The organism is Lentilactobacillus fungorum, from assembly GCF_016860605.1.
Classification (GTDB): Bacteria; Bacillota; Bacilli; order Lactobacillales; family Lactobacillaceae; genus Lentilactobacillus; species Lentilactobacillus fungorum.
Map to the genome: position 1 here is coordinate 341,143 of NZ_BNJR01000016.1, position 15,784 is coordinate 356,926.

At 44.1% G+C, this 15,784-nt stretch carries 18 protein-coding genes; all 18 read left to right on the forward strand.

Features of this window, described 5'->3' with window-relative positions; genetic code table 11:
- Window positions 1–58 precede the first annotated feature (58 nt).
- The 18 genes from deoC to fabI all read left to right on the forward strand — a co-directional run bounded on the left by deoC (window position 59) and on the right by fabI (window position 15,752).
- Complete coding sequence (deoC, locus tag YK48G_RS10600) at window positions 59–730, forward strand: deoxyribose-phosphate aldolase (RefSeq protein ID WP_203630668.1); 672 nt, start codon at window positions 59–61, stop codon at window positions 728–730.
- A 407-nt stretch (window positions 731–1,137) separates the two neighbouring features.
- Complete coding sequence (locus YK48G_RS10605) at window positions 1,138–2,331, forward strand: phosphopentomutase (RefSeq protein ID WP_203630669.1); 1,194 nt, start codon at window positions 1,138–1,140, stop codon at window positions 2,329–2,331.
- A 17-nt stretch (window positions 2,332–2,348) separates the two neighbouring features.
- Window positions 2,349–3,062, forward strand: a complete 714-nt coding sequence (deoD, locus tag YK48G_RS10610; RefSeq protein WP_203630670.1) for a purine-nucleoside phosphorylase — start codon at window positions 2,349–2,351, stop codon at window positions 3,060–3,062.
- A gap of 56 nt (window positions 3,063–3,118) precedes the next feature.
- The gene (locus tag YK48G_RS10615) at window positions 3,119–4,069 is read left to right on the forward strand and encodes a sugar-binding transcriptional regulator (protein WP_203630671.1); all 951 of its coding nucleotides are present in this window, start codon (window positions 3,119–3,121) and stop codon (window positions 4,067–4,069) included.
- Between the two features lie 63 nt (window positions 4,070–4,132).
- Window positions 4,133–5,434 carry a pyrimidine-nucleoside phosphorylase gene (locus YK48G_RS10620; RefSeq protein WP_203630672.1) on the forward strand — a complete coding sequence of 434 codons (1,302 nt, stop codon included), beginning with the start codon at window positions 4,133–4,135 and terminating at the stop codon, window positions 5,432–5,434.
- Window positions 5,435–5,812: 378 nt separating this feature from the next.
- Window positions 5,813–6,259 (forward strand): 3-hydroxyacyl-ACP dehydratase FabZ, encoded by a 447-nt coding sequence (gene fabZ, locus YK48G_RS10625; protein ID WP_203630673.1) that lies wholly within the window; start codon window positions 5,813–5,815, stop codon window positions 6,257–6,259.
- 29 nt (window positions 6,260–6,288) lie between these two features.
- The gene (locus tag YK48G_RS10630; protein WP_203630674.1) at window positions 6,289–6,756 is read left to right on the forward strand and encodes a MarR family winged helix-turn-helix transcriptional regulator; all 468 of its coding nucleotides are present in this window, start codon (window positions 6,289–6,291) and stop codon (window positions 6,754–6,756) included.
- Complete coding sequence (locus tag YK48G_RS10635) at window positions 6,753–7,733, forward strand: beta-ketoacyl-ACP synthase III (RefSeq protein WP_203630675.1); 981 nt, start codon at window positions 6,753–6,755, stop codon at window positions 7,731–7,733. The genes YK48G_RS10630 and YK48G_RS10635 overlap by 4 nt, the downstream gene beginning before the upstream one ends.
- Before the next feature lie 65 nt (window positions 7,734–7,798).
- A complete protein-coding gene (locus tag YK48G_RS10640) occupies window positions 7,799–8,041 on the forward strand; it encodes an acyl carrier protein (RefSeq protein WP_203630676.1) in 243 nt (80 codons plus the stop codon).
- 9 nt (window positions 8,042–8,050) lie between these two features.
- Window positions 8,051–8,968, forward strand: coding sequence for an ACP S-malonyltransferase (locus YK48G_RS10645; RefSeq protein ID WP_203630677.1), 918 nt, complete (start codon window positions 8,051–8,053; stop codon window positions 8,966–8,968).
- Entirely contained in the window at window positions 8,968–9,699 is a 732-nt protein-coding gene (gene fabG, locus YK48G_RS10650; protein WP_203630730.1) for a 3-oxoacyl-[acyl-carrier-protein] reductase, read from the forward strand. The genes YK48G_RS10645 and fabG overlap by 1 nt, the downstream gene beginning before the upstream one ends.
- A 169-nt stretch (window positions 9,700–9,868) precedes the next feature.
- Window positions 9,869–11,098, forward strand: coding sequence for a beta-ketoacyl-ACP synthase II (gene fabF / locus YK48G_RS10655; RefSeq protein WP_203630678.1), 1,230 nt, complete (start codon window positions 9,869–9,871; stop codon window positions 11,096–11,098).
- A gap of 2 nt (window positions 11,099–11,100) precedes the next feature.
- Window positions 11,101–11,568 carry an acetyl-CoA carboxylase biotin carboxyl carrier protein gene (gene accB, locus YK48G_RS10660; protein WP_203630679.1) on the forward strand — a complete coding sequence of 156 codons (468 nt, stop codon included), beginning with the start codon at window positions 11,101–11,103 and terminating at the stop codon, window positions 11,566–11,568.
- A 4-nt stretch (window positions 11,569–11,572) separates the two neighbouring features.
- Window positions 11,573–11,989, forward strand: a complete 417-nt coding sequence (locus YK48G_RS10665) for a 3-hydroxyacyl-ACP dehydratase FabZ family protein (protein WP_203630680.1) — start codon at window positions 11,573–11,575, stop codon at window positions 11,987–11,989.
- A gap of 13 nt (window positions 11,990–12,002) precedes the next feature.
- Entirely contained in the window at window positions 12,003–13,382 is a 1,380-nt protein-coding gene (locus YK48G_RS10670; protein ID WP_203630681.1) for an acetyl-CoA carboxylase biotin carboxylase subunit, read from the forward strand.
- Entirely contained in the window at window positions 13,363–14,208 is an 846-nt protein-coding gene (locus YK48G_RS10675) for an acetyl-CoA carboxylase carboxyltransferase subunit beta (RefSeq protein WP_203630682.1), read from the forward strand. The genes YK48G_RS10670 and YK48G_RS10675 overlap by 20 nt, the downstream gene beginning before the upstream one ends.
- A complete protein-coding gene (gene accA, locus YK48G_RS10680; RefSeq protein ID WP_203630683.1) occupies window positions 14,198–14,968 on the forward strand; it encodes a carboxyltransferase subunit alpha in 771 nt (256 codons plus the stop codon). Before YK48G_RS10675 ends, accA begins: the two co-directional genes overlap by 11 nt.
- A 25-nt stretch (window positions 14,969–14,993) precedes the next feature.
- Window positions 14,994–15,752 (forward strand): enoyl-ACP reductase FabI, encoded by a 759-nt coding sequence (fabI, locus tag YK48G_RS10685; protein ID WP_203630684.1) that lies wholly within the window; start codon window positions 14,994–14,996, stop codon window positions 15,750–15,752.
- The last annotated feature ends 32 nt before the right edge of the window (window positions 15,753–15,784 follow it).

The window sequence follows — 15,784 nt, forward strand, 5'->3', positions numbered from 1 at the left end:
CTTTACATATGTTCTGGTTTCCTGTAAGATGTAGCTGTAAACAAATGAAAGGGGTTACATGATTATGACGAAGGATTTAACCACAGCACAACTCGCTAAGTATTTGGATCATACAAATTTGAAACCTGACGCAACGGCCGAAAGCATCAAACAGACTTGCCAAGAGGCAATTGAGTACAATACGGCTTCGGTTTGTGTGAATTCACACTGGATGCCATTAGTTGCCGAAGAACTTAAGAATTCATCTGTCAACCCAATTACGGTTGTTGGCTTCCCACTTGGAGCAACTAATACAGAAACCAAGGTATATGAAGCAATTACGGCGATTGATCAAGGCGCCGAAGAAGTTGATATGGTATTAAATGTGGGTGAACTGCTTGGCGGAAATGACGATTTTGTGACAGCAGATATTCAAAAAGTAGCTGAGGCGGTCCACGCTAAAGGGAAATTGCTTAAAGTCATTTTGGAGACGTCTTATTTGAATAACGATCAAATCGTCAGTGGCTGCCAGGACGCTGAAAAGGCCGGTGCCGATTACGTGAAGACCTCAACTGGTTTTAGCTCGGCGGGTGCTAAGCTCGATGACGTTGCGTTAATGAGAAAGACCGTTGGCGATCGGCTAGGTGTTAAAGCTTCTGGCGGAATCCATTCACGAGAAGAAGCACTAGCAATGATTGATGCCGGTGCGAGTCGTCTTGGGGTGAGCGCTACCGTTAAAATTTTATCTTAAGAGTGAGCGAAGCAAAGCGCTTAGAAAGCGGAGTGTAAGTTTACTTGCCCAGAAATCCCGGGTTTGGATTTTTGGGCAAGTAGGCTTACACGCAGCTTTCTGCTTTGCGCAGCTGTCCTAAAATCAGTGAGCGAAGCCAGGCGGTTAGAAAGCGCTAGGTAGGCTAGGCGTTTCACGGCCGTCGGAACATAAGGCTCCTTGAACAGAAATTCCCGAGTTTGGAATTTTTGTTCAAGATGCTTATGAGTAGCTTTCTGCCTGATGCAGCTGTCCTTTAGAAAGTGCCGAGAATTAGGTGCTTTCCCTGCCCGCTTTGAGTAAAGCAGAACTGAGGGGCCGCCCACTATTTAAGGCGTCCTCGGCGTTGCTTAGACACCAATTTAATTGTTCTATAAGGAGACTTTTTCATGAGTACAAAAAAATATAACCGGATTTTTGGAATTGTGTTGGACTCTGTTGGTACTGGGGCTGCTCCTGATGCCGCCAAATTTGACGACGTGGGTTCGGATACACTGGGTCATGTCGGTGAAGCTTATAAAGGCAAACTGCATATTCCCAATTTGCAAAAGCTTGGGATTTCTAACTTACGAGATCAACCGATTGAGGGCGTTGATAAAGTTAACTCCCCAATTGGTTATTACGGCAAAATGCAAGAAATTTCAGCCGGCAAAGATAGTATGGATGGTCACTGGGAAATGATGGGTTTACCGGTTGAAAAATCGCTGAACACTTTTCCAAATGGGTTTCCAGCAGATATTATCCAAAAATTGGAAGAATTTTCTGGTCGTAAGGTCATTGGTAATCGGCCAGAGTCTGGTACGAAGATTATTGCTGAACTGGGCGAACAACAGATGAAGACCGGTGACCTGATTGTTTATACATCTGGAGATTCAGTCCTTCAAATTGCCGCGCACGAAGACGTTATTCCGTTGAAGGAACTTTATCGAATTTGTGAGTATGCTCGTACACTGGTTAATGGTCCTCAATACACGGTTGGTCGAATTATTGCTCGACCATACGTTGGCCCAGATAAGGATCATTTTACCAGAACAGCCAATCGCCATGACTTTACCCTGGAGCCAACTGGCAAGACGGACTTAGATTATTTACAAGAAGCTGGTGTCCACACGGTTGGAATTGGTAAAATCAACGACATCTTTTCTGGCCATGGGATTAAAGAAGGCTATCATAATGAGAGCAACATGGATGGCATGGATCACGTTGATCACGTGATGCAAGAAGATTTTAGCGGCTTTGCGTTTACTAATTTAGTTGATTTTGATGCGATGTATGGGCATCGGCGTAATCCAATCGGCTTTGGCCAAGCTTTAATGGATTTTGATGAGCGCCTGGGAACAGTCTTGAAAAATTTGAAGGATGACGACCTGTTAATGATTACTGCCGATCACGGTAATGATCCAGGATTCAAAGGAACAGATCATACCAGAGAGCAAGTGCCACTGTTAGTTTATTCACCATCGATGGCAACTGGCGGCCGCTTGGGAACTCGCCAGACATTTGCGGACTTTGGTGCGACTGTCTTGGACAATTTTGATGTTAGTGGCAGCGACGTCGGCACAAGTTATTTAAGTGAACTATAGAAATTGGAGGTTATCATATGAGTACACATATTGGTGCGAAACCAGGCGAAATTGCTGATACAGTTTTGATGCCGGGCGATCCGCTGCGAGCAAAGTTTATTGCTGAAACTTATTTGGACCAACCAGTTCAATATAGTCACGTTCGAAACATGTTCGGCTACACGGGGACCTACAAGGGGAAACGAATTTCTGTTCAAGGCTCTGGCATGGGGATTCCATCATTAGCAATTTATACGACCGAGTTAATTAAAGAATATGGCGTTAAAACGATCTATCGGGTTGGCAGTTGTGGTGGCATGAGCCCGGATGTCAAAATCCGTGATGTGATTTTAGGTCAGGCGGGCACAACGGATTCGTCGATTATCCAAAATACCTTTGGCCCCGGGATGTACTACTCACCGATTGCTGATTTTGGCTTGCTGGATTCTGCTTATCATACGGCTCAAGAGATGAATATTAAAACGAAAGTTGGCAATATTTTTGCGGCCGATCGGTTCTATAACGATGAGTTGGATATTCATAAACTCATTGACTATGGGGTTTTGGCAACTGAAATGGAAACTTCGGGCCTTTATTTATTGGCCGCTAAGCATCACATTCGCGCGCTCACGATTTTAACCGTTAGCGATCACCTGTTAACTGGTGAAGCCTTGTCAGCCAAAGAACGAGAGACTTCTTTTGATGAAATGGCCAGATTATCGTTGGCGACTGCGGTTAAGAATATGGCATAAGTGGCTGTGATTAAAAGGCAAGTTGCAAGGATCACTTAATAGCGAGGAGAAGGATGATGAGCGAAATTAAAGACGTGATCAAGCTCGAACAAAGCCTGCAAGTTGCCGAGATGTATTTTCAAGATAATTTGAGCCAACTGGCGATCGCCAAAAAGCTAGGGGTTTCACGGCCGACGGTTTCGCGATTGATTCAATATGCCAAAGAAAATGGTCTCGTCAAAATTCAAATTATTAATCCATTAGTCGATTCCAAAGTTTTGGCCCATCAACTTGAAGATAAGTATGACATTGAATGCCACGTCGTACCTAACAATTATGGTGGCATGACAACCATCGGCGATAGTGTTGGTAAATATGCTGCCGATTATTTGACGTCGATTGTTCGAGCTGGCGATATCATCGGAATTGGTTGGGGAAACACAGTCCATGCTGTTACTAAACAAGTTGAAGTCCAAGATACAGCTGGTATTCAGGTTGTCCAGTTAAAGGGAAGTATCAGCCATTCTCAAGAAAAGACTTGGGCGTATGAAAGTATGAATGAATTAGCCCGGGCTTACCACACCCAGCCAGAGTATTTACCGTTGCCAGTCATTTTTGATAATCAAGTAACCAAAGAAATGGTTGAAAGTGATCGGCATATTAAAGGAATTTTAGATCTTGGTAAAAAAGCTAATGTTGCGTTATTTACGGTCGGAACGGTCAGGTCAGAAGCGTTAGTTTTCCAACTAGGCTATTTTACGCCAAAAGAAAAGGCTCAGTTGCAAAAAAGTGCAATTGGCGACGTGTTTTCTCGGTTTATTGATCGAAATGGTCACATTGTTAGTAAGCAAATTGATGATCGAACCATTGGCATTCAGCTTGACGACTTAAGAAAAAAGCAACATGCAATCTTGGTCGCTGTTGGTAATCGTAAAGTGGCGGGCGTACACGCAGTTTTAAAAGCTAAGTATGCTAATTGTGCGATTGTGGATCAAAGTTTAGCGCAATTATTATTGGATTATCAGTGAAATGGATTAGGTTGAAATGCGGTATCGGTTAAGGAAGCAGCTTTTAAGAGAGGGGCATTTGCAATGCGTATGGTTGACATTATTCACACAAAACGGTCGGGAGAGGCGCTAAGTGACGAACAAATTCAATATTTTGTGGATGGCGTCGTTTCTGGTGATATTCCTGATTATCAAACGAGTGCCTTGTTAATGGCGATCTTCTTTCAAGGGATGACTAAAGAAGAACAGTCGACGTTAACAATGAAGATGATGGCATCTGGCGATCATCTTGATTTGAGTGGGATTCCGGGGGTTAAAGTTGATAAACATTCAACTGGCGGTGTTGGCGATAAAACCAGCATTCCATTAGCAGCAGTCGTTGCCGCGTTGGGAATTCCAGTGCCGATGATTTCTGGTCGCGGGTTGGGACACACCGGCGGCACACTTGATAAGCTTGAAGCAATTCCCGGTTATCAAGTTGAGATTAGCGAACAGGATTTTATTAATCAGGTAAAAAAGGATAAGTTAGCTATCATCGGGGCAACTGGCAACATTGCTCCGGCTGATAAAAAAATTTATGCACTAAGAGACGTAACTGATACGGTTGATTCGATTCCCTTGATTGCCGGGTCAATTATGAGCAAGAAAATTGCTTCTGGAACCGATGCGTTGGTGATTGACGTTAAAACCGGTGCTGGCGCATTTATGAAAACGCTAGCAGATTCACGGGCGCTAGCCAAAGCTTTGGTTGATATTGGCAAAGACGTGGGGATGCAGTGTATGGCCCTCATCACTGATATGAATCAGCCGCTTGGCAACGCGATTGGGAATGCCCTTGAGATTGAAGAATCGATTGCGTTGTTGAAGGGCAAAGGCCCCGCCGATCTTGAAAAATTGATCGTCACAATTGGTGGCTATATGGCTGTCATGGGCGGCAAAGCCAAAACAACTGAGCAAGGCCAAGCACAATGCCTAGAAGTGATTCATAATGGTAAGGCATTAGCAAGCTTTAAAGCAATGGTACAAGATCAAGGTGGTGACCCCAAGGTTGTCGACGATCCGAAGGGGGTATTGCCACAGGCAACTTACCGGATTGATTTGCCGGCCAAACAATCCGGGGTAGTTTCTAAAATCGTTGCTGATGAAGTTGGGATTGCAAGTATGCTACTTGGCGGTGGCCGCCAAAAGGCTGATGACAAGTTAGATTACTCAGTTGGCATTGTTTTGCGTAAAAAGATTGGTGACAGCGTGCAAGCCGGTGATGCGCTTTTGACAATTTATAGTAATCGAAAGAACGTTGAAGATATTCAAAAATTATTGTATGACAACATTGAGATTTCAGATGCCGCTCAAGCGCCGACACTGATTTATGAAACAATTGAGTAATCAAGCAGTAACTCGTCTATTTAACCGTTTAATGATTAGGCGATGTAAGCAGTAATTGAAAAATTAAGCACCCCTAAAATGTGGTTATTTTTTGGGGGTGCTTTTTGCTAGTTGCTTGCGGATTGGCGAGGACTGTTTAAGATGATTCATCAAAAAAATCTTTACGGGTTAAACTGATGCGTGTACAATGACGTTTATCGGCATGGCGTTAACCAGAATAGTTTGAAAATCAAACTAAATTGGGTTATGATGTGTGGTGTTCAAAAATTAGTGCCAATGACGCTCGTTTTTATGAAGTCGTTGTCAGTAATTAGTTTGAATTTCAAACTAATTACTGACTATCGAGCGCGGATGTCTGTAACTGAAAGGAAGAAACCAATGAGTGTATTAGATGCAACCGAAATTATGGAATTAATTCCAAACCGTTACCCAATTCTTTTTATGGATAAAGTGGATGAATTAAATCCTGGTGAATCAATCGTTTGTACGAAAAATGTCACAATTAACGAAGAATTTTTCCAGGGCCATTTTCCTGGCAATCCGGTAATGCCTGGCGTGTTAATTATAGAATCGCTCGCCCAAGCAGCTTCAATCTTGATTTTGAAAACTGAAAAGTATCATGGTAAAACAGCCTATCTTGGGGCGATTGATGACGCTAAGTTTCGAAAGGTTGTCCGCCCTGGAGATGTTTTGAAGTTGCATGTTAACATGGAAAAGCAACGTGACAACATGGGTAAGGTTAAGTGTGAAGCAAAAGTTGATGACAAGGTTGCGTGCTCTGCTGAGTTGACATTTATTGTTCCTGATCCTAAGAAGAAAATCTAGTGAGCGCCAGCGAGTGGGAGAATTAATGAATGAATGCAATAAGTGATGAAATTAAAGAAGACTATAACTTCATCAGCGACGCCTTGGTAGATATTTATGATCAGATCATGCGAATCGAAGAAAGTGAAATCAAGAAGAGTCGTTTTAAGGACATCACTGCAAAAGAGCTTCATTTGGTCCACACAATCGGCCTCCATGATCATAAGACGACGTCCGAAGTTGCCCGAATTCTCAGATTAAGTAAGGGGACTTTGACGGCCAACTTGAACAATTTAGAGCGTAAAGGGTATATTTCTCGGATGACAAATCAAAAGGATCGGCGAATTATCAACTTAATGTTAACCAGTAAAGGACGATTGCTTTACCGAGCCCATTATGCATTTCATCGAAAGTTAGTTGAGCAATGTCTTAAAGGGTTTGACGGTGCGGATATCAAAAAGATGAAGCAGGCGTTGATTAACGTAGAAGATTTTATTGGTGAGGTTTCGGCTAGATGAAATTTGAAGGATTTAAAATTGTGGCAACGGCCAGCGCTTCTCCAAAGCGCATTGTTGATAATGATGAGCTGGCAACCATGATGGACACATCAGATGAGTGGATTACGCAGCGAACTGGCATTAAGCGGCGCCACATTGCGGTGACTGAAACCACTAGTTCACTTTGTTTGAAAGTCGCGACGCAATTACTTAAACAAAGTGGCCTGGCTGCCAACGACATTGATTTGATTGTCGTGGCAACGATGTCACCGGATTATTTAACGCCATCGACCAGTGCGATGGTTCAAGGGGCCCTTCAAGCTGATAATGCGGTGGCCTTTGATATTGATGCCGCCTGTTCCGGGTTCGTTTATGGGATGCACCTGGTTAAGCAGTTGTTAATTGCAAACCAGAAGAAAAATGCTATTTTAATTGGCGGCGAGACTCTTAGTAAACTCATTGATTGGCAAGACCGTTCCACGGCTGTTTTATTTGGTGATGGGGCTGGCGGTGTTCTCATTAGTAACACCCCTGACGCTGGTTCCTTTGTTTCAGAGCAATTGAGGACGCTGGGGAACTTGGGACAGTACCTAACGGCGGGCCAAACCGGGGCACCTTCGCCGTTCGCCGCTGATCAAACCGCCCTTTCGCCGTTCTTTAAAATGAATGGGCGAAGAGTTTATCAATTTGCGGTTAACAACGTACCAAAATCAATTAACGGTGCTTTGAAGCAGGCAAATCTGTCTGCAAAAGAAGTTGATCATTTTATTTTGCACCAAGCAAATCGTCGGATTGTCGAACGGATTGCCAGAGAATTAAACGTTTCCATGGCGAAGTTTCCGATGAATATCGACGAATACGGCAATACTGCCGCCGCTAGCGAACCAATTTTATTGGCGGAATTAGTGAAGCAAAAGCTCATTAAAAGGGGGGATGTCATCGCACTATCTGGCTTTGGCGGCGGGTTAACTGTCGGAACAATGATTTTAAAATATTAATGATTAGATCAAAATAATATATCACCTAATAAGATATTTAAATGAAAATTTGGAGGAAATTAACAATGACTAAAGAAGAAGTATTTAACAAGGTAAAAGAAATTATCGTGGACCAATTGGATGTTGATGCTGACAAAATTAAAGAAGACACTAATTTTAAGAACGACTTAGACTTAGATAGTTTGGACATCTTTGAAGTGATCGATAAAATTGAAGATACTTACGATATTGAAATTGAAACGGATGAAGGCATGGAGACAGTTGGCGAACTTGTTGATTATGTGATCAAGCAAACCGCTGATAAGTAGGTCGATATCTTGAAATTAGGCTATTTATTTAGTGGGCAAGGCAAACAATTTGCAAACATGGGCCAAGACTTGTATCAACAAGAACCTAAGTACCGGCAAGCAATTGATGAGGCTTCCGAAGCTTTAAACATGGATATGAGTGCTACCGATGTCTTTGATGACCCTAACAATACCCAAACAGCGATCGTTGCGATGAGTACTGGGATCGATCGAATTCTTACGGCAGATGGCCTGAAGCCAATTGGTGCTACGGGCTTAAGCTTGGGTGAATACAGCGCTTTGGTTGCGGCCGGCGGACTAGAGTTTGCCGAAGCACTGCGATTGGTTCAAGATCGTAGTCACTATATGGCAAAGGCGGGAATGGACCATCCAGGCAAAATGGCGGCAGTCTTAAAAGCCAATTCAACTTTAGTTCACCAAGCCATTGAGGTTGGTGCTCAACAAGGTGAAATTTATCCAGCTAATTACAATACAGATTCTCAAATTGTAATTGGCGGATCACCAGCAGGCCTGCAGGCAGCCACCGAGTATTTGCATGAGCACGGGATTAAGCGGGTGGTACCACTTAAAATGTCAGTGGCCTCTCATACCCCATTTATGCAAACGGCGGCTGATCAATTAGCCAACCGGATCAAGGACGTTTCCATCTCACCACTGAAGTTTCCAGTTGTCAGCAATACGACCGCGCAGCCGTTTGAGGTGGCTAACCTCAAGCAAACGTTAGTGGATCAGTTGGTCAACCCAACCCACTTTTATGATTGCTTGCAGCAACTGATCAAGTTGTCGGCAACGACTTTTGTGGAACTGGGGCCTGGCGATACCCTCATGAAGTTTGCGAAAAAAGCGGTTGGTAGCGAGGCAGTTTTCCATATTGACAGTCTTGACACTTTAAATGATTTTAGAGCAAAAATGAAGTTGGTGAAATGATGAGTGATAACAAACAGGTTGCATTGGTAACGGGTGCGGCTAAGGGAATCGGCTTAGCAATTGCCAAACGGCTTTCAAACGATGGGATGACCGTGGTTATTAACAGTCACCATGAATTAACCGATACCGAAAAGCAGGAATATGCAGCCCAGGGATTTGAATTTGATAATCTGGTAGGTGACGTTAGTAACGAAACTGATGCTGAAAAGATGATCAACGATGTTGTTGAAAAATATGGTCGGATTGACGTATTGGTGAATAACGCTGGCATTACTAGAGATAAATTGTTAAGTCGCTTGAAGTTAGCAGATTTTAAGGCGGTCATTGACACAAACCTAGTGGGCGCGTTTAATATGACCAAATTCGCCATGAAAGTCATGCAAAAAGCCCGTACCGGTGCCATTGTAAATATCTCGAGTATTTCAGGTCTTCACGGCAATCTTGGCCAAGCAAACTACTCAGCTAGCAAGGCTGGCTTAGTGGGGTTAACCAAGACGGCTGCCCGTGAAGGGGCGTTGCGTGGCATTCGTTGTAATGCCGTTGCCCCTGGTATGATTGCGACTGATATGACTGGTAAGATGAGTGAGCGTAGGCAAAAAGAGTTTACCGACCAAATCCCATTGAAGCGATTTGGACAGCCTGATGAAGTTGCGGATACCGTCGCTTTTTTAGTGCACAATCACTATATTACCGGCCAAGTTGTCACGGTTGATGGCGGTTTAACCATCTAAAGCGGTGTGTAACCGAGTAATTACGGATTGCCAAATCGGGCAGGCATTTTATGGCTGTTGGAATGTAAGCCCCCTCGAAAGATACTCAGGTTTGGGATTTTTTCGGAGGTGCTTGTCCTGCAATCTTGGTGCGTAGAGTTGGCTTAAGAATGATTGAAGGAGTAAATGAATGAGCAGAGTAGTAATTACCGGAATGGGGATTGTATCCCCAATTGGAAATGATATCGATAGCTTCTTAAAAAACTTGTTTGCCTCGAAGGTTGGGATCAATCCGATTACCAAGTTTGATGCAACCCCAACTGGGATTACCGTTGCTGGCGAAGTGAAAGATTTTGATCCCTTAAAACGGGTCGATAAGAAGTTTGCCAAACGAAATGATTTGTTCTGTACATATGCCTTGTACAGTGCCAAAGAAGCAATGGAAATGGCTGGCTTATCTGAGGATTCAATTGATCCAGAAGATTTGGGAGTCATCTATGGTTCTGGAATTGGTGGTTTGACAACAATTCAAGAACAAGTCATCAAGATGCATGATAAGAGTCCTAAACGGGTGTCGCCTTTATTCGTACCAGACTCCATTATTAACATGGCTGCCGGCAATATTTCAATTGCCTTCAATGCCAGAAATACGAGTCAAGGAATTGTGACGGCTTGTTCATCTGGGACTAACGCAATTGGCAATGCCTTTGAATATATCAAACAGGGCAAGGCCAAAGCAATCATCGCTGGAGGCACTGAAGCTTCAGTGAACGAAATTGGGATTGCCGGTTTTGCGGCTTTAACCGCACTTTCTAAGACCGAAGATCCAATGCGGGCTTCAATTCCATTTGACCGGGATCGAAATGGTTTTGTGATGGGCGAAGGTTCAGGAACGGTGATTTTAGAAGATTACGATCATGCCAAGGCTCGTGGCGCCAATATTTTGGCTGAAATTGTTGGTTATGGCACGACGAGTGATGCCTATCATATGACCGCACCTGATCCAGAAGGTAAAGGAGCGATGCGGGCAATGCAGCAGGCGATTGATGAAGCTGGGGTTGACGAAACCCAAGTAGATTATATTAACGCTCATGGAACAAGTACGCATGCCAACGATAGTGCCGAATCCAAAGCGATTAAGCAAGTGTTTGCCAAAAATGACCATGTCAAAGTCAGCAGCACAAAAGGCATGACTGGCCATGCTTTAGGAGCTGCCGGCGCAATTGAAGCAGTGGCAACGATTGGCGCTATTCAGCACAACCAAATGCCAGTGAATGTTGGGGTTGTTAATCAAGACGACGAATGTGATATTGAGTTGGTTAACGATGAAAACAAGCAAGCACCAGTTAATGTCGCCATCAGTAATTCCTTTGGTTTTGGAGGCCACAACGCAGTCATTGCATTTAAGGGATGTGATTAAAGATGGATGAAAAAGAAATTGAACGGTTGTTAGATAAATTTGATCAATCATCGCTTAAAGACTTTGAATTAACGCAAGACAACTTTAAGCTGTCACTTAGTAAGCGGGAGCAAGCAGACAAGGTTGTCGCCGCGCAACCAGCGCCGAGTCTTGAACAGCCGCAAGCTCACGAAACAAAACAAGCGAGTCTAAAAGACAGTGGTGAAGCTCAAGCGCCTGTTGACAACAACGTGGTTGAAATTAAAGCCCCCTTAGTTGGCGTCGTTTATTTTGCGCCAAGTCCAGATAAGCCGGTCTTTAAGAAACAGGGTGATCACGTTGAAAAGGGCGAAGTTGTCTGTGTAATTGAAGCGATGAAAATGATTAATGAAGTTAAAAGTGACGTGACCGGCACCATCGCCAACGTGTTAGTTGAAGATGGCAGCATGGTCGAATACGATCAACCTATTTTTCAAGTGACAAAGGGGTAATTAAATGAAACCAGCAGTTAATGATGTGATTCCACAACGCTATCCCTTTGAAATGATCGATCGGTTTGTGGATGTTGAGCCGGGAATTTCAGCGTCCGCAATTAAGCTGATTTCAGTTAACGAGTGGTTCTTTGCGAACCAATCGGCCAAACAATTGGTCGTTCCCCGGCCGATTATGATTGAAGCCATGGCCCAAACTGGGGTAGCAGCCATTTTGTCCATACCGGAAAACAAAGGTAAAAATGTCTTCTTCGGCGGAATCAAAAATGCGGTTTTCCAAGCAGATTTTAAGCCTGGTGACAAGCTTGAATTTAAAGTGGTCATGAAAAAGTTGAAGCGAAATATCGGGTTAGGGCACGGAACGATTCGCCGGGATGGCCAATCGATTTGTGAAGCTGACTTGATATTTGCGGTTGAATGATAGAGGTGAGCAAATGTTTAAAAAGGTATTGGTAGCTAACCGAGGTGAGATTGCGGTTCAAATCATTCGAGCCCTGCATGATATGGGGATTACTGCGGTCGCCGTTTATTCCAGTGCTGATAAGAACAGTCTATTTGTTCACTTAGCTGATGAGGCGATTTGCATTGGTGGACCACAGCCAAGTGATTCTTATTTGAACATGGCTCAAATTATTAGTGCGGCCAACTTAACCGGTTGTGAGGCTATTCACCCCGGTTACGGGTTTTTATCAGAGAACGCTGAATTTGCTGAACTCTGCGAAACTTGTCATATTAAATTTATTGGGCCAAGCCACGATTTGATTTCGTTGATGGGCGACAAAGCTAACGCCCGCCGAGCAATGAAAAATGCAGGCGTGCCAGTCATTCCTGGTAGTGAAGGCGTCGTTAAGACGGTCACGCAAGCCAAGGAGGTTGCCGAAAGAATTGGTTTTCCAGTTCTATTAAAGTCGGCAGCTGGCGGTGGCGGTAAAGGGATTCGAGAAGTTGATCGCCCACAGGATCTGCAGAGCGCGTTTGAGCAAACTCAGCGGGAAGCTCAAGTTTCTTATGATGACGACGACGTTTACGTTGAAAAGCTCATCCGAAATGCCAAACACGTGGAAATGCAAGTGGTCGCAGACGATTTTAATCACGCCGTTTACTTACCGGAGCGTGATTGTTCGCTACAACGAAATCATCAAAAGGTTATTGAAGAAAGCCCGTGCGTCTTAATTTCACCCACTGAACGAAAAAAGTTGGGGGAAATTGTGGCTAAGGCGACGCTGCAATTAGGTTATACCAACACGGGGACTTATGAATTCTTGATGGGCGAGGATCACCACTTTTACTTTATGGAAATGAATACTCGCCTGCAGGTTGAACACACAATCACCGAGGAAGTGACCGGCATCGAACTGGTAAAGGCGCAATTGCTGGTAGCTAACCATCAGCCATTACCGTTTACCCAGGCAGACGCAACCGTAAAGGGTCATGCGCTTGAGTGCCGGTTAAATGCCGAAGACCCCCGTCATCATTTTGCGCCACAACCTGGGCGGATTAATCACTTATTTTTTCCGGCTGGATCGCTTGGGGTACGAATTGATTCCGGGGTTGCTCAAGGAAGCTTTATTTCACCGTTTTATGATTCGATGATCGCCAAATTAATTGTTCATTTGAATGATCGGGAGGCAGTGATTGCTAAAATGAAGCGGCTCTTGGGAGAATTAGAAATCAACGGTGTGGTCACTAACCAGGCCTTTTTGAAGTATTTGATTGGGACGGAAGCTTTTCGGACCGGAAACTATTCAACCAGCTTCATTGAAAATGCTGTGTTAGCTGAAAAGGAGGATTTCCATGCTGCAGAGTCGGTTTAAGATGCCTAGCCATGATGAGCTAGTTAAGCGAATGGATGCCATTCCTGATCATGTATTAAAGGAATGTCCACATTGCCACTACAAGTTCTTGTCAGTTAGGGCTGGGCGAAATAACATCTGCCCCAAATGTGGTTATGGGTTTCGGCTAATGGCTAAACGGCGGGTTAAAATAACGTTTGACAAATTTACTGAGATGGATCAAACCGTAACGGTACCAGAACGTTATACTGACCCCAAATATCGGGCTAAAATTGCCAAAGCCAAAAAGATCACGGGACTAAACGAAAGTGTGCTTACCGGTACGGCGATGCTTGGCAAACAACAGCTAGCCGTTGGTGTCATGGATCCGTTTTGGATTATGGGTAGCTTGGGAAGTGCGACTGGCGAAAAGATCACCCGGTTATTTGAAATGGCGACTAGAAAGCGGCTGCCAGTGGTGATGTTTACCGCTTCTGGCGGTGCCCGGATGCAAGAAGGCCTTAATTCGCTAATGCAGATGGCCAAAATTTCAAATGCCGTAGCTGCTCATAGTCAAGCTGGCTTACTGTACGTTGTCGTGTTATGTGATCCAACTACCGGCGGGGTAACGGCCAGCTTTGCAATGCAGGGGGATATCATTTTGGCTGAACCTTATGCACTGGTTGGCTTTGCTGGCCGGCGGGTCATTGAACAAACGATTATGCAAAAGCCACCCAAGGATTTTCAAAGTGCCGAAGTTGTGATGCAACATGGCTTCATTGACCAAATTGTCGCCCGAGCTGAAATGAAGCAAACTTTAGCAAAAATCCTGCGCCTACATACGAAGGAGAATGCTTATGACAAATAAAACAGCTTACCAACGTGTTGTCGGCGCCCGCAGTAAAGACAAAATTTCAACAGCTGAATTAATTCACGGCCTGACAACGGATTTCTTTGAATGTCACGGTGATCGGCTTGAAGCAGATGACCATGCGCTAATTGGAGGAATTGGCCTGTTAAATGACCAACCAATTACGGTCGTTGGGATTCAAAAGGGAAACGATACCGACGAAAATATTGACCGTCATTTTGGTAGCCCAACGCCGCAAGGATATCGTAAGGCGTTACGTTTGATGAAACAGGCAGAAAAGTTTGGGCGGCCTATCTTGGCACTTATTAATACCCCAGGCGCTTGGCCGGATGTTGATTCTGAATATCATGGCCAGGGTTCTGCGGTCGCTCAGTGTATTATCCAGGGGATGCAGCTCAAGGTACCTTATATCAGTATCATTGTTGGTGAAGGTGGCAGCGGGGGCGCGCTTGCGTTAGCGTGCGGTGACCGGGTCTTTATGTTTGAGGATAGTATCTATTCGATACTATCTCCTGAAGGCTATGCCAGCATTATGTGGAAAGATTCGGCTAAAGTGCAACAAGCTGCCGAAGAACTTGGTCTCACACCGGAAAGTTTACTTAAAGATGGTATTATTAATAAGATTATTCATGAATATAAGCCCGGTGAGGAATTAAGCAACTTGCGCGACTTTTTGGCTGCCGAATTTGCCGAATTAGGGAAATTACCAGTTGATCAATTAATTGAACAGCGACAAAGACGATTTAGAAATTTTTAATAGAGAAGAATTTGGAGGCCAAAAAATGAGCGGCTTTTTAGATGGCAAAACAATCGTAATCATGGGGGTTGCGAATAAACGAAGTATTGCGTGGGGATGTACCCAAGCAATCTTGAATCAAGGCGCCAAAGTTATTTTGACGTATCAAAATGATCGGATCAAAAAGAGCCTGGAACGGTTCGTACCCGATAATTTAGACTTAATTGAGTGCGATGTTTCTGAAGATGATAATGTCAAAGAAGCATTTGCAAAAATTGGTGATCAGTATGGGAAGATCGATGGTGTGATTCACGCAATTGCGTATGCTGATAAAGAGACCCTGACTTCAGGCTTGGTTCATACTACTAAAGAGGGTTATGACTTAGCACAAAATATTAGTGCTTACTCTTTGATCTCAGTTGCCAGATATGCACAACCAGTTCTCAATAATCCGGCAAGTATTTTGACGTTAACTTACTTTGGCTCGACACGGGCAATTCCTAATTACAATATGATGGGTGTTGCCAAAGCAGCTTTGGAAGCTAACGTTCGTTACTTAGCTTCTGACCTGGGTGAAGCCGGTGTGCGGGTGAACGCCATTTCTGCTGGTGCGGTTAAAACCCTGGCAGTGACGGGCATTAAGCACCATGGTGAATTGCTGAAAGAATCAGAATCACGAACGGTTGATCAAAAGAGTGTCACAACGGCAGAAATTGGTAATGTGGCGGCCTTCTTAATGAGTGATTTGTCAACTGGGATGACTGGTGACGTTGTTTACGTTGACAAAGGGGTCCACCTTATTTAAGACAACGGCTTTAGTTGGTTATTTGGTTATGA